The organism is Mycobacterium shottsii (assembly GCF_010728525.1).
GTDB lineage: Bacteria > Actinomycetota > Actinomycetes > Mycobacteriales > Mycobacteriaceae > Mycobacterium > Mycobacterium marinum.
Genome location: NZ_AP022572.1, coordinates 1,618,029 through 1,632,856 on the forward strand (window position 1 = coordinate 1,618,029; position 14,828 = coordinate 1,632,856).

Below are 14,828 nucleotides of genomic sequence, written 5' to 3' on the forward strand. Positions count from 1 at the left end.
GCTTATGGAGGGCCCTCAAATCAACATCGGCTCCTCGGGTTGAGTCGGCGCGAAAGCGCGCAACGCGTCAATTGCCGATTCCTTGTTGTCGGCGGTGCGCGAGAATTTCAGGGCGTCCAGATTGCTGTGGGCATCTGATCTGGGCTGGACCATGGAGAGGTTCCTTTCTGAGGTGCATGGCGGGCGTGGTGAAAGCTGTTTGGAGCCCCTCACTGGGCGCCAGCTGGCAGCGTGGGGCCCGTGCCATCCGCAGCGAGCCGACCGGGCATGATCAGCGATCAACCTGTTGGTCGAGGATCTCGGCGCCGGCTCGGTCGGTGTTGACGTACGCGGTGAGCGCCTTGTTCAGGTTCTTGGAAAGTCCGGTTGCGACCCCTTGCAGAGCCTGACCGGCGCGGGCGCGGACGGCTTCGAATTCGCTGAGCGCATTGTTGAACTCCGACGTGAACGTGCCGTGGGTGGTGGCAACATTCGCGCTGATCCCGGCGGGCGCCGCCGTCGCGGCCTGCAGACCGGTGACCGTAGCGTCGTGCCCTTGCGACAGTCTGCTGATGACATCGGGCTGCAGGGTCAGGATTTCGTTCATGGGTTGAGCTATTCCTCTCGGTTCGACGGGTAGGGGCGTTGTTGTGGGCCGGTGGCCGCTTCGGGGGTATTGCCGGTCAGGCCGGCGGTTGGCTGATCGCAGCGGAAATGGTGGCGAGTGTGTCGACAAGCGTTTGGCCCGACTGTTCGTCAAAGACGCTCACCGCTCGCTGCGCGTTCTGCAGCGCCTCGTTGACCCGCTCAGCGACCCCCTGCGCGCCCACCTCTTTCAGCAGACCGTTTTCGATGCGGATGCCGGTGAGCCACTGGTAGCCATTGAGCGTCACCTGCACGGACTTGGTCTCGTCGGAGGCTTTGAAAACCCCGTTGTTCATGTGGTGGAACCGCCCCTGCAGGGTGGATTGAAACTGCGACATCAAGGTCAGCGCCCGGGCCGCCGTGGGGTCCAATTTCATGGTCACTGCTCCTTGCTGTCTTCGAGCGGGCTGATTCCGATGAGTCCCTCGGTCCAGGCTCGGTTCTCGGCGTAAAGCACTTCCTGTTCTTGTTGCGAGGACTTGGTTTCGGCGTTTCCTTGACCTTGACCGGGTGCGCCCATCGGCATGCCGCCGCCCATCAGGGGGCCGCGGGGCACGTTCCCCCGGTCCAGGCTTCCCGCACTGCCCGCCGCGCCGGTCGGTACGGATCTGGCATCGATTCCGTTGGCGGGCGGTGGTGCCAGCGCACCGCCGCCAACGCCTCCGCCGGTCGACGCCGGCTTGACCCCCGTGCCGGGGGCCACCCTGGATGCGCGGCGTAGCGCATCGGCCGCGGTCCCCATATCGTCGCCGCCCGGTGACCCGGTGAAGGGCATCGTCGGCAGGGTCGGCATCGTGGGCATCGTGGGGGTGCTCGGCAGCCCACCGCCAGGGATTACCGGGATATCGCCGTGGGGTTGCGGGTCGGTTGGGGTGGGGGCGTGCGGCGGGGTGGTCGGATGCAGTGGGTCGATGGTTGATTTCTCGGAGTAGTCGGAAAGCACCTCTGCCGACGTCTCGTGCTTCTTTGTGTATTTCGACTTGAGAATCAACAGAGTCGCCAACGCGGTACCAGTGATGTCGTACTTGGTCGCGTCGTACGCGACGCAGATTTCTCTTTCAAGGACGACGACATCGTGCAGCGTGGGGTGTTTTTGTACGGCGGAGTGCTGCACCTGCGCGAGATCTGAGGCCTGCTTAGCTATTTTGATACTCAATTCCGCCATGCCGCTCAGCCAGTCCCAGTGCTGAAGGAGTGCGTCCTGAACGGTCTCGGCCGCGTCGCCGTCCCAGTCTTCGAATTCCCGGAACCTGGAAAAGGAGTCCCGAATCGTTTGGGCGTACTTGGTCCATTCGTCCGCAAAGTGCAGCAGCGATTTGCCTGGTCGCCTTTGTTGTGGATTTTGTTTGCGGCCGCCTTGAGATCGGTGAAGTCGGGTAGCAGTGTTGATGACACCGTCTCGGTATCGGCCAGGGCCGGTGGATCTGCGGCTGGGTTCGCGGCGAGTGCTGCGGGCGACACGGAACCGTTGCCGCCGTTGCGCAAGGCGACCGCGGCATGCTCGTCAACGTCTTCGTAGGCCTTGGCCGCGCTCCTCATGAACTCCGCGATGCGGTGTCGCTCCTGAGCGCCCACCGCAAGGCGGGTCCGCAGATTGTCGGCGGACAACTTGATCTGCTTGGCCCCGGTGACCGCCGTCTCGAGGCCACATGCGGCCTTGACGGGATCGCTTGGCGGGTTGGCTATCGGGGTGTCGATCTCATCGGCCCTAGCCAAAATCTCGTTCCGATTCACCGTCAACATGCGCGGCTGAGACATAAACCGAATCTTCCTCCTTCGTGCTTTGGAAATCATAGTCGACAATTTCATTGCTTCTTGCACAAAACTTTGTAAACTCTATTTCAGAACTGGCTTCCAAGATAAAGCAGAACGGTCTTCTGAAAATAAATCAGAACCGGTTTCCAGGATAAAGCCGAATCGCCTTCTGGAATAAACTGATATGCAAACGATCTTGTCTAATATGGGTGGCTCATCTATAACTATTCTGGCCCGCCATCTGCTGACGGCTTCTGAAATGAATGGCAGTGCCGCGCAGCGCCGCCATGTGTTGATGCGGCAAGCCGGTCCCGGCGCCGGCGGCGCGGGTCGGCAACGTGCGCGACGGCGCTGTCGGCCAGTGCGGGGTGGCCTGTCCGTTCCAGATACGTCAGAAGACAGGGGTCATCATGCTGTGGCACGCGATGCCACCGGAACTCAACACCGCGCGGTTGATGGCCGGGGCGGGGTCAACGTCGATGCTGGCAGTCGCCACGGGGCGGAAGGACTGGGCAGCGGCCCTGGACGCGCAGGCCATCGAGGTGTCGGCACGGCTGAAATCCGCGGGTGAGGTGTGCAGCGGGGAAAGCGGCGACCGAGCGATTGCCGCGGCCGTGCCAATGGTGAGTTGGTTGGCCACAGCCTCAGCGCGGGCGAAGGCGCGTGCCACGCAGGCGTTGGCGCAAGCCGCCGCGCACGCCGACGCGCTGGCGGCCACCCCACCGCTGCCCGAGATCGCGATGAACCACATCACGGCCGCGGTCGTTACGGCTACCAACTTTCTGGGTATGAGTACGGCGCTGATAGCGCTCAGTGAAACGGACTATTTCACCCGGATGTGGAATCAGGCCGCCGCGGCAATGGATGCTTACCAGGCGCAAACGGCCGTCAACACGCGTTCCGGCGAGCCCGACCCGATCAAGACCAATCTTGGTGTCTGGGGCCTGGCCAACGGGCTGGATCGGGTCGCCACGATTGCCCGCAACGTGGCCCTGCCCGCCAAAGAAGCGATCCGGCAAACGCTGACCCAGACCTCGGGTATGGGCCGCTCGATACCGCAGCCGGCGCAGGTAACGTCGCTGTTTGGCCATCCCGGCGGCACTGGCTCGGGACTGGACCTGGGCGAGGGCGCGCAGATCGGTTTGTTGGGGGCCAGTCCGCTGTCCCACCATCCGTTGGCCGGTGGCTCGGGTCCCAGTGCCGGGGCGGGACTGATGCGGGCGGATACGCTGCCCGGCGCAGGCGGCTTGTCGGCGCACACACCGCTGCTGGCCGGCTTGCTTGACAAACCCACCGTGGCGATGGGACCGGCCGCGGTCAGCGCCGAATCGGCGGCCACTCGGGCCCTGCCCGACGTCACACCGGCGACTACCCGGCGTCGGTGCCAACCGGCCGATAAGTGACCGATCTGAGGCTGCCCCGGTCACCGGGGCGCCGCCCGCCTGCATTTTGGCGAGCACACCGCAACCACCAGGCGTTCGTGTGAGCCAGGCCACGCGTTGGCCCGGGAAACACGGCTGATCAGCCTCTGATGCGGCCCAATTCGACTGCGGGTGGTCTCCGATCGGTCTCCGATCCGCAAATGCACAGTTGCGCCGCTAATCGGACGCAATCTCGCTGGTCGGCATTTTCGCAGGTCAACCACCTCATCAAAGTGGTTCGAGCGATTGCTGATTGTTTGCTGATTACTCAGTAGTCACTTCTGTTTCAATATGTAGATTATTGCGTGACCTGGACGCTGTATATGCAGGTCAGAGTGTTATTCGATTAATCGTGATAAGTGCCACAAATTTTGATTTCCTATGGATATTTTCGGTAGCGTCCGTCCTCATGATTGTTCTCGCAACGCTGTTGACGCTTATCAATCAGGTTTCCGGTACGCCGTATATTGTCGGCGGCGATTCGCCCGCCGGGACCGACTGCTCGGGTTTGGCTTCCTGGGTATCTAATGCAGCAACGGATAGGCCCGTTTTCGGAGATCGATTTAATACGGGTAATGAGGAGGCCGCGCTCGCTGCTCGCGGGTTCCAACATGGCACCGCCCCCAATGCTTTGGTAATCGGTTGGAATGGTCGCCATACCGCGGTGACATTGCCTGACGGCACCTCGGTGTCCAGCGGTGAAGGGGGTGGCGTCCGGGTCGGTGGTGCGGGTGCCTACCAGGCACAATTCACTCACCACATGTATCTCCCGATGGATGAGGACATGGTTGACGTTGACCTGCCCGCGCCCGAGGACCCTCCTGCGGTTGAGGATGTCGTGAATCCGGATGAATTACCGCCGCCGTCCGAAGATCCGGTGCCCGTCGACGATCTCGAAATTTCGAATACATAACAATCTGCGGTAAGTAAGTCGGCCAACAAAAGACGCTGCGACCTGGATCACATTCCCGGGTGCAGTGATACCTTGCAGCCACCCCGGACACATGCATTGTGTGCTGGATCACAATTCGGTTCGGGTGTGGCTGCAATAACTATTTGAGCGTCAAATCTGCGCTGGACTATTCATCCGGAACGTTCCCGGTCGCCATTGCAGTCGGTATGCCGTGGTGTACACGGATGCGATTCGCATTCGGTTCACGCTGAGCTAGAATATCGATTCTGCAGGACGGCGCTCCGTACCATTTCTCCCGATGGAAGGAGCTTTGCCATGACAACTACCGAGTCGACGAATCACCTGAGCGGCATCATCGCGGCAAATCGGCGCGCGGTAACCACGGATCCGGCCCAGGCGCGCGTGGTGTTCCGGGCTTCGGCCACCGGGCATGACGCTGTTGCCAGCACGGTCAGCCTCGGCCGCTACCGGGTCGAGGTCGATGAGCCGGCGCCGCTCGGTGGGGATGGCAAGGCCCCGAACCCCGTCGAATACTACTTGGCCTCGCTGCTTTCGTGCCAGATCGTGACATGGCGTTTCTGGGCCGCGAAGCTGGGAATCTCGGTCGATGACATCTCCGCGACCGCAGAGGGCGATCTCGACGTGCAGGGCTTCTTCGGATTCGCCGACGACGTTCGCTCCGGATTCCAGCAGGTGCGGGTGGTGATCACGGTGACCGGGCCGGAACCGGCGGAGCGCTACCGCCAACTGCAGGCGGCGGTCGACGCGCACTGCCCGGTGCTCGATCTGACGCGTAACGCAACTCCGGTGCACACCCGGGTGGAGATCGCCTGACCTACGCGTGCTGGGTATCCTGACCCTGCTCTCCGAGGTCGATGATCAAGTCAGCGAGAGGGGCGGGGACCGCAAATGATCTTCATCGTCGTCAAGTTCGAAACCAAACCCGAGTGGAGCGAGCGCTGGCCGGCGTTCGTCGCGTCATTCACCGCGGCCACGCGCGCCGAGGACGGCAACCTCTGGTTCGAGTGGTCGCGCAGTCTGGATAACCCGGCCGAGTACGTCTTGGTCGAGGCCTTTCGCGACGGTGATGCCGGAAGTGTCCACGTCAACAGCGATCACTTCAAGCGGGCGATGCAGGAGTTGCCCCAGGCCCTCGCGGCTACGCCCAATATCATCAGTCAGACCCTCGACGCGACCGGGTGGTCGGCCATGGGGGAGATGTCGGTCGACGAGTCGTAGGCCCCGCGACCGAAGGCCGTTTATTCCGATGGTGTCTCCCGGCCCCGGAGTCTGTAGCCGGTGGCCGGGCCCAGGCGATTGCCGCCGTTCGGTCGGCTAGTCGGCCTGACCGACGGTGACCGCGATTTCGCTACCCAATCGATAGCCCGGGGTGAGTGGAAGCGTATCGCCACTCCAGAAGGAGCCCGGGTCAAACCAGTTCGAGTACTTTTCGGTGGCCATCAAACCCATTTCCTCATAGGTGATTGCCACCGTCTCCGCGCAGTACGCCGCTTCCAGGCCGACCTTTTGGTGTTCCTTGCGTCGCTGGGTGGACTCGCGGATCTTCTTGTCCACCCACGGCAGTCCTCTGGTCCAGTCGTAGGCGGTGGGAAGCCGGCCGCGTAGCCAACGCCCGGTGAGGCGTGCGGTGGCGGGAAACGGAGTGCCGTCCATGCGTGCGATGACTCGCAACAGTTGGTTCTCTTGTTCGCGACTGGCGTACGGGGTCAGCTGCCGCAGCCAGCAGCGCTGGTGGTAGCGCTCGGTCCATCGCCGGACCGCGTCGCGCGCATCGTTGAGCTGTACGCCGCGGTGGTGGGTGCCCGTCCACATGTCGACCAGCTTGTCGCCCAGCTCGGCGTGCCAGATCAGCGGCGGCAAGTCACCGATGGCCACCGTCATGCCGACGTGGTTCACCGGACTATTGGTCAAGGTCTGGATGGCGCGGTCGGGGCGGGAGCGGCCGCGGAACAGCCAGAGGTCGCCAGTACGGGTCTCATTGAGCGCTTGGTCCAAGGTCAGGCTGTTTGAATCCACCCCAGCACCATAGGCAGAGATAGCCTGTCGTCATGCGCAGCGTGTGGAAGTGGCTTGGACTGGCCGGTGTCGCCGGCGTCGTCGCCGGTGGCGCGTTGGTGGTACGCGACCAACGGAAACGCCGTTCCTACTCGGCCGATGAGGTCCGGGCCCGGTTGCACCAGCGGTTGGACGAGTCTGAGACGCAGGGCGTCTAGGTCCTGTCTGCTAATTGCGGACGCGGTGGTAGGTGATGATGGCGGCCAGGGTGACACCGCCGAGGTAGGTCAGGGCGTATTTGTCGTAGCAGGTGGCGACCGCGCGCCAGTGTTTGAGCCGGTTGAAGCTTCGCTCGACGGTGTTGCGGTGCTTGTAGATTCGGCCTGAGAACCCCGGAGGCCGTCCTCTGTTGCGGCCTTTGGCTTTGCGGCGGGTGATCTGGTCGCTGCGCTCGGGGATGGTATGGGCGATCTTGAGCCGGCGCAGCTGTGCCCGCGTCGAATCATGGGAGTACGCCTTGTCCGCCAGCAGGCGATACGGGGCGTATGAGTTGCTGCACCGGGCGGCCAGCAATGGCCAAAGCATCGGATTATCACCGGCTTGACCGGCCGACAGTGCCAGGGTGACCGGACTGCACAGCTGGTCGGTCAAGGCGTGGATCTTGGTAGTCAGCCCGCCGCGGGAACGCCCAATGGCGTGGTCATCGGGCTCATCGAGATATTTCTTGTAATTCGACAGATCCCCCTGTGCGGCGCCCGGAGCGCGCTCCGGCTGCGTGTCGGTGGGCGCGCACACTGGTCGAATCGACCGACAACAGTGCGCCCAGGTCGGCGTCCTCGGCGTCGAGGTCAGAGGCGATCGCCGCGAAGATCCGCGCGTAGATGCCATCGACCGACCAGCGTAGATGCCTCTCGGCCACCGATTGCCAGGGACCGAAGTGCTCGGGCAGGTCACACCACGGAGATCCCGTACGGTAACGCCAGATAATGCCCTCCAGAGTATGTCGATGATCGTTCCACGGCCGGCCACGCCGCCGCCCCGCAGGCAACACCGCCACGATCAGCGACCACAAATCATCAGAAATCGCATGCGTCCGCATCACCCAAACAGCATCAGCCAAAACACCATTCACATTAAGCAGACACGCCCTAGTCCGGCTCGCACTCGGGGGCGGTTTCGACGCCGAACAACCGATAGCTGCCGGAAAATCCCTTGAGCTCGACGTCGCGGCCGTCGTCCACCCGGATGTCTCCGCATTCGCGGACCGCGTCGCGAACCGGTTCACTCACCAGGATCTGGCCGCCGACGGCCTGACCCGCAACCCGGGCCGCCATCGCTACATTGCGGCCGAACAGATCATCGCCGCGGCGCACCGAGCGGCCCATATGGATCCCGATCCGTACCCGAATGCCGTTGCACGGTTTCCTTTTTGCCTCTCGACTTAGCGCGCGCTGGATATCCAAACCGCATCGCACCGCCTGTTCGGCACGAGCGAAGGCGATCATGAATCCGTCGCCTTGACTCTTGACCACGTGTCCGCCGTGGCGGTGCACGAACTCGTGAACCATCTTGTCGTGCGCGCCAATCAGCTTCACCCACGCACGATCCCCGATCCGCTCATTGAGGGCCGTGGACGCTTCGATGTCGGAGAACAGAATCACCACCCGGCCGTCGGGGGTGACTCGCGCCAGGTCCGGCCGTTCCACCTCGGCCCAGTCCGCGAGGTCCTCGATCGAGCTGCGAACCGCGGCGCCAAAGCCCTCTTTACGCATCAGGTTCGCGGTGTGCCAAACCGTCTTGACGGCCTCGCGCCCCCCGGTCAGCAGCCAGTTGCGGGAGTCGGCGCGCTGGCGCAACTCATCGGTTTCCTGACGAGCGCGGGCCAGTAATCGCCATAGCGCGATCAGGGCGGCGGCTTCCAGGGCGGCGATGCCGGCCAGCACGTAGACCGCGATGTGCAGTGCACCGGTCATGCCTGACACCCGCCCATCCTTGCAGGACCTGCCCAAGCCTGCCTTGTCGGGCTATCGGGCAATGTCTAGGGTTGAGTTCAGCCCCCGCGGGGAAGCAGATCTCGAGTAAGCCGACCAGCGGCTTTAGCCCAGATGACGTCCTGGAGGTGGGGGATTGGCCAACGGCGGAGTTCCGGCCTCAGATCTATTGGTGATCTTTGGAATTACCGGCGATCTGGCTCGCAAGATGACTTTTCGCGCGTTGTACAGGCTGGAACGCAGGGGACTGCTGGATTGCCCGATCGTGGGCGTCGCCAGTGACGACATGTCGGTAGAGCAGTTGGTCGATCGGGCGCGGGAGGTCATTCGAGGGTCCAGTGAGCTGTTCGACGAAGCGGTATTCGAGCGATTCGCCAGTCGGTGGTCCTATCTGCCCGGTGACGTTACCGACCCCGCCCTGTACACGGCGCTGGCCAAGCAGATCGGTCATGACCGCCACGCCTTGTACTACCTGGAGATGCCGCCCGCGCTGTTCGCCCCAATCGTCGAGAATCTTGCCAGGGCAGACTTGCTGCGCGGCGCGCGCGTTGCGGTGGAGAAGCCATTTGGCCATGACCTGGACTCCGCGCGGGAACTCAACTCCCGGCTACGTGCCGTGCTCAACGAAGATCAGATCCTGCGCGTCGATCACTTCTTGGGCAAGCAACCCGTCGTGGAGTTGCAGTATTTGCGCTTCGCCAATCGCGGCCTGGCCGAATTGTGGGATCGCAAGAGCGTTTCCGAGATTCACGTCACCATGGCCGAGAACTTCGGCGTCGAGGACCGTGGCAAGTTCTATGACGCGGTGGGCGCCCTGCGAGACGTCGTGCAAAATCACCTGCTGCAGGTGCTGGCGCTGGTGGCGATGGAGCCTCCGGTGGGTCCGGGTGCCGACGACCTCAACGACAAGAAGGCCGAGGTGTTCCGTGCCATGCCGGCGCTGCAGACGGCGCACTACGTGCGGGGCCAGTACCAGGGTTACGGCGATGTCCCGGGGGTGGCCAAGGACTCGCAGACCGAGACCTATGTCGCACTCAGGACCGAGATCGACAACTGGCGCTGGGCCGGGGTGCCGGTCTTCTTGCGGGCCGGAAAAGCTCTGCCAGAGCGGGTGACTGAGGTGCGGATGTTCCTGCACCATGTTCCCGGGTTGGCTTTCCTGCCCAACCGCAGGCCGGCCGAGCCGAACCAGATTGTGCTGCGCATCGACCCAGATCCGGGCATGCGCCTGCAGATATCCGCGCAAACCGGCGACTCGTGGCAGGGCGTTCACCTGGACTCCTCGTTCGCCGAAGACCTCGGTGAACCGATCCGGCCCTATGAACGACTGCTGTATGCCGGATTGATTGGCGATCGCCAGCTTTTCGCTCGCGAGGACGCTATCGAGCAGACGTGGCGGATCGTGCAACCGGTTCTTGACGACCCGGGGGAAATTCACCCGTACGATCGCGGCTCCTGGGGGCCCGAGGCAGCACAGACGCTGCTGCGTGGCCACCGCAATTGGCAACAGCCGTGGCTACCCCGCAGTGCCGAGGCACGACAGTAAGGAGACGAACAGATATGCAGCTAGGGATGATTGGGCTGGGCCGGATGGGTGCGAACATCGTGCGCCGACTGGTCAAAGGCGGACACGAGTGCGTGGTGTACGACCACAACCCCGACGCCGTCAAGGCGATGGCGGGGGAGGACAACACCACCGGGGTGTCCTCGCTGAGCGAGTTGCGTGACAAGCTTTCGGCCCCGCGGGTCATCTGGGTGATGGTGCCCGCCGGGACCATCACCACCGGCGTCATCGAGGAGCTGGCCACCACACTCGACGCGGGAGACATCGTGATCGACGGTGGCAACACCTACTACCGCGACGACATCAAGCACGCGAAGCTGTTATCTGGCAAAGGTATTCACATGCTGGATTGTGGTACCAGCGGCGGTGTGTGGGGTCTTGACCGCGGATACTGTCTGATGGTCGGCGGGGAGCCGGACGCGTTTGCGCATGCCGAGCCGATCTTGGCCACCGTCGCACCTGGGGTGCAGGCGGCACCCCGAACGCCGGGCCGCGATGGTGAGGTCGCGGAGGCGGAAAAGGGTTACCTGCATTGCGGGCCGACGGGCGCCGGGCACTTCGTCAAGATGGTGCACAACGGAATTGAGTACGGGATGATGGCGTCGTTGGCGGAGGGCCTCAACATCCTGCGCAATGCCGATGTCGGCTCCCGGGTGCAGCAGGGTGACGCCGAAACCGCGCCGCTGGCAAACCCGGAGTACTACCAGTACGACATCGACATTCCCGAGGTAGCCGAGGTGTGGCGCCGGGGGAGCGTGATCGGCTCCTGGCTGCTGGATCTGACCGCGATCGCGCTACACGAATCTCCTGAGCTGCAAGAGTTCTCGGGACGGGTTTCCGACTCTGGCGAGGGGCGGTGGACTTCCATCGCGGCGATCGACGAAGGTGTGCCCACACCGGTCCTCACCACCGCGCTGCAGTCGCGCTTTGCCTCGCGTGACCTCGATGATTTCGCCAACAAGGCGCGATCGGCGATGCGCAAGCAGTTCGGTGGCCACGCGGAAAAGCCGGTCAACTAGCCGGTCGCGGCCCTCCGCTTGACGAAGTCGACCACGACTTCGGTGAAGGCGTCGTTGTCATCGCCGGCCGCGGTGTGGCCGGCGTTGGACAGCTCGACGAATTCGGCGTGCGGCACTTTGTCCAGAAAATCCTGGACGCCCTCGGAGCTGACCACATCGGAGAGCTTCCCGCGAATCAGCAAGATCGGGATCGTCAGGTTCATCGCGGCGCGCTCGAAGTTTTCGGTGCGCAACTCCGGGTCGTCCCCAGGTGCCGTCATCATCGCCGGATCCCAGTGCCAGTACCAGCGGCCGTCGCGTAGGCGCAGGTTCTTCTTCAGTCCTTCGGGGCTGCGCGGCTTGGTCCGATGCGGCAGATAGGTGGCGACGGCGTCAGCGGCCTCCTCGAGCGTGGCGAACCCGTGGAGGTTGGTGAACATGAAGTCGCGAATGCGGGCGCTGCCGTCCTTTTCGTATTTCGGCACCACGTCGACCAGCACCAACCCGGTCACCCGGTCGGGGCCGGCGCGGTCCGCGACGAGGATGCCGGTCAGCCCGCCCATGCTGGCGCCGATCAGCACGACCGGGTGTCCGACGGCGTCGAGGACGTGCAGGATGTCAGAGGTCAAGGTTTCGATCGCGTAGTCCGCGTCCGGCGCCCGGTCGCTGTCGCCGTGTCCGCGGGTGTCGAGCGCGATCACATGGAGGCCCGTATCGGCCAGAATCTGGCCGGTGTTCTTCCAGGAAAACCGGTTTTGGCCGCCACCGTGGAACATCAGGATGGTGGGGCGACCGGACGCGGCGGTGTCGCGGTTCCATTCGTCGGCGACCAGGGTAATCCCCTCAGTACCGGAAAACTCGACCGTTCGGGGGTTGTTGCTCATGGCGCTCACGCGTTCTGACGTTACCTAGCTGCTTTAAGCACCCGCTGTTGCGGGGCCGATAGCGCGGTCGCGATGAGTTTGCCGCCCAGCCGGGGTCTATTGAAATGACGAGATCCCAACGACCAGGAGCCGCCAATGCCAGCTATCACGCCCTCGCTGTGGTTCGACCACAATCTGGCGGAAGCCGCACAGTTCTACACGTCGGTGTTCCCGAACTCGCAGATCGAGGGATTCAATCGGTACACCGAGGCGGGGCCGGGTTAACCCGGCACGGTGATATCGGGAACCTTCGTCCTAGACGGGGTCCGGTTCATTGGAATCAACGGCGGTCCACAGTTCTCGTTCACCGAGGCGGTCTCGTTCGCGGTCAACTGCAAAGACCAGGATGAGGTCGACTACTACTGGGATCGGCTAACCCAGGGCGGTGAGCAATCGCAGTGCGGTTGGTGCAAGGACCGGTTCGGCCTGAGCTGGCAGATCGTTCCCGACCGGCTGTATGAGCTGCTGAGCGATCCGGACCCGGCACGGGCGGCAGCCGCAACCACCGCGATGCTCGGCATGCGCAAGATTGTGGTCGCCGAGCTGGAAGAGGCGGTGAACGCCGCGGGTGAGCTCACTCGGTGAGGCGGCCAATCCATTCGATCGTGGCGTCGATGACCGGTTTGACCTGTTCGGGCTCCTCGCATACCGCAACCAGCAGTGACGATTCCTCCATGATCGCCAATAGAGCGCGGCTGAGGAATTGTCCATGCAGCGAGGAATCGAGTTCTAGCACCGCCATCCAGCTGCGAAAAGCAGAGGTCATGCGATCGCGACGGGTGATTCCGAAGTCGGTTGGTCGATCTCCGGAGGCGAGCAATCTGGCTACCCGCCGGTGCTCCCAGAGCCCATCGAGGTAAGCCCGTACACCCAGTTCGAAGATGCGACGCCGGTCGGTTTCGTCGCCGGCTTGCTGAAGCGCTTCCTCGATCTTGCCTTCGACGGCGCTGGCCATCTGCTCGAAGATCGCCAGAAACAGTTCGGTCTTACCGCCGAAGTGGTGATAGATGCTGCCGATACTGGCCCCGGAGCTAGCCACCACTTCGGCCATGGTGGCCGCATTGAAGCCTCTGGTGGCGAACACCTCGGTCGCTGCGTCGAGGATCCGGCGCTGGGTGGCGTCTATTTTGGCCCAGCGGCGCCCGTGCGAGTCGGTCGACATATCTAGAAATTAGCCGCTGGATCATCGTCGTGCGAAGAAATTCATCGCATGTCAGCCCGGCGGTTTCAGATGTTGGCGGGCTCGGTGTGGGCTCGAATGCGCATGCCCAGCGAGTTCGGCCCCAAACGGCCCCCGGATAGGTACCAGACAATCTGGCTGTATCGCGGCCGGCGCGTCGCGCAGCGCCACCCCGGCCAGACCCGGTATCGGAGCGGCCTGGCGTGCCTTTGGGCGGTCACGGACATGCATCCGGTTCGCGCCGTCCCCTGGGGTAACGTGGCGAACACCATCGACTTGGATCCGCCTGCGGGCCGCGATCTCGCCGTCGCGTCGAGCAAGTGCGTAGGCTCAGCGACCGTGCCGGGAGACGACGGCGGTGTCTCCGATCGGTGGTGTTGTCCTCATTCGGCGCCAGTTACGTTGGTGCATAAGGGTTGCACGTGGCGAACAGGAGTCAACATGCAAGACGATGCCGCTCGGTGGGTCAGCGGGCCCATCGAGCCAGCTGTCGAAGGTTGTGCCGGCGCCGCGGATGACCACGACAAGGCCCGTGATGCCTGAGCCGCGCTGGGTTGATGTGCCCGGGCCCAACGGTGATCTGAAAGCCTTGACCTGGGGTCGCCCCGAGGCGCCGATGGCGTTGTGCCTGCACGGCTTTCCCGACACGGCCTACGGTTAGCGCAAGCTCGCCCCGATTCTGGTCGACTCGGGGTGGCGGGTCGTTGCACCGTTCATGCGGGGCTATGCGCCGTCGGCGATTCCCGCCGACGGGAGCTATCACGTTGGTGCGCTGATGGATGACGCACTGCGGGTGCGATCCGCTGCTGGCGCTACCGAGGGTGACGTGCTGATCGGCCACGACTGGGGCGCTATCGCCGTGGCCGGATTGGCGGCAATGCCCGACAGCCCGTTTTCCCGGGCCGTCATCATGTCGGTGCCACCGGCGGCCGCGTTTCGCCCGCTGGGCCGGGTGCCCGACCGCGGCCGTCTGGCCCGCGAGCTGCCCCACCAGCTCTTACGAAGCTGGTACATCCTCTACTTCCAGCTGCCCTGGTTGCCCGAGCGGTCGGCCTCGTGGGTGCCCCGGCTGCTGTGGCGACGATGGTCGCCCAACTATTACGCCGAGGAGGATCTGCGCCACGTCGACGCTGCCATCGGGACGGCAGAGGGGTGGCGCGCGGCGTTGGGTCCCTACCGGGCAACCATTCGCAACACCCGGCCGCCGGCCCGCTACGCGGAATTGAACCGTTGGTGGACCGAGGCGCCTCAATTGCCGGTGCTCTACCTACACGGTCGCGACGATGGCTGTGCCGCAGTGGCTTTCACGCACTGGACGGAAAGGGTGCTGCCGCCGGGCAGTGAGGTGGCGGTCGTCGAACAAGCCGGTCACTTCCTGCAGCTCGAACAGCCCGAAGCGGTGGCCAAGCTGATCCTGCCGTTCATTGCCCCGCCGGGCTGAAC

Annotated in this window: 14 protein-coding genes and 4 pseudogenes; 9 read left to right on the forward strand and 9 right to left on the reverse strand. The window is 63.7% G+C overall.

From position 1 onward, the window contains the following. Nucleotides 1-271: 271 nt before the first annotated feature. The 4 genes from G6N41_RS07665 to G6N41_RS28200 all read right to left on the reverse strand — a co-directional run bounded on the left by G6N41_RS07665 (nucleotide 272) and on the right by G6N41_RS28200 (nucleotide 2,418). On the reverse strand, nucleotides 272-586 hold the full coding sequence (locus G6N41_RS07665; RefSeq protein WP_012395913.1) for an ESX-1 secretion-associated protein: 315 nt from the start codon (nucleotides 584-586) through the stop codon (nucleotides 272-274). A 76-nt stretch (nucleotides 587-662) separates the two neighbouring features. After that, entirely contained in the window at nucleotides 663-1,001 is a 339-nt protein-coding gene (locus G6N41_RS07670; protein WP_012395912.1) for a YbaB/EbfC family nucleoid-associated protein, read from the reverse strand. Between the two features lie 2 nt (nucleotides 1,002-1,003). Beyond that, on the reverse strand, nucleotides 1,004-1,894 hold the full coding sequence (locus tag G6N41_RS28195; protein WP_231608985.1) for a PPE domain-containing protein: 891 nt from the start codon (nucleotides 1,892-1,894) through the stop codon (nucleotides 1,004-1,006). Continuing rightward, nucleotides 1,795-2,418 (reverse strand): hypothetical protein, encoded by a 624-nt coding sequence (locus G6N41_RS28200; protein ID WP_231608874.1) that lies wholly within the window; start codon nucleotides 2,416-2,418, stop codon nucleotides 1,795-1,797. Before G6N41_RS28200 ends, G6N41_RS28195 begins: the two co-directional genes overlap by 100 nt. 386 nt (nucleotides 2,419-2,804) lie before the next feature. On the opposite strand from G6N41_RS28200, the gene G6N41_RS07680 reads away from it, so the two are divergent. The 4 genes and pseudogenes from G6N41_RS07680 to G6N41_RS07695 all read left to right on the forward strand — a co-directional run bounded on the left by G6N41_RS07680 (nucleotide 2,805) and on the right by G6N41_RS07695 (nucleotide 5,952). Continuing rightward, entirely contained in the window at nucleotides 2,805-3,782 is a 978-nt protein-coding gene (locus tag G6N41_RS07680) for a PPE family protein (RefSeq protein ID WP_231608875.1), read from the forward strand. Nucleotides 3,783-4,152: 370 nt separating this feature from the next. Beyond that, a pseudogene (locus G6N41_RS07685) lies at nucleotides 4,153-4,665 on the forward strand (hypothetical protein); the annotation flags it as partial. A gap of 363 nt (nucleotides 4,666-5,028) precedes the next feature. Continuing rightward, complete coding sequence (locus G6N41_RS07690) at nucleotides 5,029-5,547, forward strand: OsmC family protein (protein ID WP_198967029.1); 519 nt, start codon at nucleotides 5,029-5,031, stop codon at nucleotides 5,545-5,547. A 75-nt stretch (nucleotides 5,548-5,622) separates the two neighbouring features. Next, nucleotides 5,623-5,952, forward strand: a complete 330-nt coding sequence (locus G6N41_RS07695; protein ID WP_198967030.1) for a putative quinol monooxygenase — start codon at nucleotides 5,623-5,625, stop codon at nucleotides 5,950-5,952. A 96-nt stretch (nucleotides 5,953-6,048) separates the two neighbouring features. Here G6N41_RS07695 and G6N41_RS07700 read toward each other — a convergent pair whose 3' ends face one another. After that, the gene (locus G6N41_RS07700; RefSeq protein WP_198967031.1) at nucleotides 6,049-6,750 is read right to left on the reverse strand and encodes a guanylate cyclase; all 702 of its coding nucleotides are present in this window, start codon (nucleotides 6,748-6,750) and stop codon (nucleotides 6,049-6,051) included. Nucleotides 6,751-6,782: 32 nt separating this feature from the next. On the opposite strand from G6N41_RS07700, the gene G6N41_RS07705 reads away from it, so the two are divergent. Beyond that, on the forward strand, nucleotides 6,783-6,947 hold the full coding sequence (locus G6N41_RS07705) for a hypothetical protein (RefSeq protein ID WP_198967032.1): 165 nt from the start codon (nucleotides 6,783-6,785) through the stop codon (nucleotides 6,945-6,947). Nucleotides 6,948-6,957: 10 nt separating this feature from the next. Here G6N41_RS07705 and G6N41_RS07710 read toward each other — a convergent pair. Beyond that, nucleotides 6,958-7,831 (reverse strand): annotated as a pseudogene (locus G6N41_RS07710) (IS5 family transposase). A gap of 46 nt (nucleotides 7,832-7,877) precedes the next feature. Continuing rightward, a complete protein-coding gene (locus G6N41_RS07715) occupies nucleotides 7,878-8,702 on the reverse strand; it encodes an adenylate/guanylate cyclase domain-containing protein (RefSeq protein WP_407663786.1) in 825 nt (274 codons plus the stop codon). Between the two features lie 154 nt (nucleotides 8,703-8,856). Here G6N41_RS07715 and G6N41_RS07720 point away from each other — a divergent pair, with 154 nt between their 5' ends. Together G6N41_RS07720 and gnd are read left to right on the forward strand one after the other, a co-directional pair. Next, entirely contained in the window at nucleotides 8,857-10,266 is a 1,410-nt protein-coding gene (locus G6N41_RS07720; protein ID WP_198967034.1) for a glucose-6-phosphate dehydrogenase, read from the forward strand. Nucleotides 10,267-10,280: 14 nt separating this feature from the next. After that, complete coding sequence (gene gnd / locus G6N41_RS07725) at nucleotides 10,281-11,303, forward strand: phosphogluconate dehydrogenase (NAD(+)-dependent, decarboxylating) (RefSeq protein ID WP_198967035.1); 1,023 nt, start codon at nucleotides 10,281-10,283, stop codon at nucleotides 11,301-11,303. On the opposite strand, the gene G6N41_RS07730 is transcribed toward gnd, so the two are convergent. Beyond that, nucleotides 11,300-12,166, reverse strand: a complete 867-nt coding sequence (locus G6N41_RS07730; protein WP_407663733.1) for an alpha/beta fold hydrolase — start codon at nucleotides 12,164-12,166, stop codon at nucleotides 11,300-11,302. The two genes, gnd and G6N41_RS07730, sit on opposite strands and share 4 nt — an antisense overlap. 135 nt (nucleotides 12,167-12,301) lie before the next feature. On the opposite strand from G6N41_RS07730, the pseudogene G6N41_RS07735 reads away from it, so the two are divergent. Next, nucleotides 12,302-12,790, forward strand: a pseudogene (locus tag G6N41_RS07735) (VOC family protein). On the opposite strand, the gene G6N41_RS07740 reads toward G6N41_RS07735, so the two are convergent. Further along, nucleotides 12,780-13,367 (reverse strand): TetR/AcrR family transcriptional regulator, encoded by a 588-nt coding sequence (locus G6N41_RS07740; protein WP_198967037.1) that lies wholly within the window; start codon nucleotides 13,365-13,367, stop codon nucleotides 12,780-12,782. The pseudogene G6N41_RS07735 and the gene G6N41_RS07740 overlap by 11 nt on opposite strands. A gap of 553 nt (nucleotides 13,368-13,920) precedes the next feature. Here G6N41_RS07740 and G6N41_RS07745 point away from each other — a divergent pair. Next, a pseudogene (locus G6N41_RS07745) lies at nucleotides 13,921-14,826 on the forward strand (alpha/beta fold hydrolase). The last annotated feature ends 2 nt before the right edge of the window (nucleotides 14,827-14,828 follow it).

What these genes read in the sequence shown, in the direction of transcription:
- G6N41_RS07670 (WP_012395912.1), bottom strand. Translation starts at nt 1,001, where the DNA reads ATGAAATTGGACCCCACGGCGGCCCGGGCGCTGACCTTGATGTCGCAG.
- G6N41_RS07690 (WP_198967029.1), top strand. Translation starts at nt 5,029, where the DNA reads ATGACAACTACCGAGTCGACGAATCACCTGAGCGGCATCATCGCGGCA.
- G6N41_RS07715 (WP_407663786.1), bottom strand. Translation starts at nt 8,702, where the DNA reads ATGACCGGTGCACTGCACATCGCGGTCTACGTGCTGGCCGGCATCGCC.
- G6N41_RS07665 (WP_012395913.1), bottom strand. Translation starts at nt 586, where the DNA reads ATGAACGAAATCCTGACCCTGCAGCCCGATGTCATCAGCAGACTGTCG.
- G6N41_RS07730 (WP_407663733.1), bottom strand. Translation starts at nt 12,166, where the DNA reads ATGAGCAACAACCCCCGAACGGTCGAGTTTTCCGGTACTGAGGGGATT.
- G6N41_RS07740 (WP_198967037.1), bottom strand. Translation starts at nt 13,367, where the DNA reads ATGTCGACCGACTCGCACGGGCGCCGCTGGGCCAAAATAGACGCCACC.
- G6N41_RS07680 (WP_231608875.1), top strand. Translation starts at nt 2,805, where the DNA reads ATGCCACCGGAACTCAACACCGCGCGGTTGATGGCCGGGGCGGGGTCA.
- G6N41_RS07695 (WP_198967030.1), top strand. Translation starts at nt 5,623, where the DNA reads ATGATCTTCATCGTCGTCAAGTTCGAAACCAAACCCGAGTGGAGCGAG.
- G6N41_RS28200 (WP_231608874.1), bottom strand. Translation starts at nt 2,418, where the DNA reads ATGATTTCCAAAGCACGAAGGAGGAAGATTCGGTTTATGTCTCAGCCG.
- gnd (WP_198967035.1), top strand. Translation starts at nt 10,281, where the DNA reads ATGCAGCTAGGGATGATTGGGCTGGGCCGGATGGGTGCGAACATCGTG.
- G6N41_RS07705 (WP_198967032.1), top strand. Translation starts at nt 6,783, where the DNA reads ATGCGCAGCGTGTGGAAGTGGCTTGGACTGGCCGGTGTCGCCGGCGTC.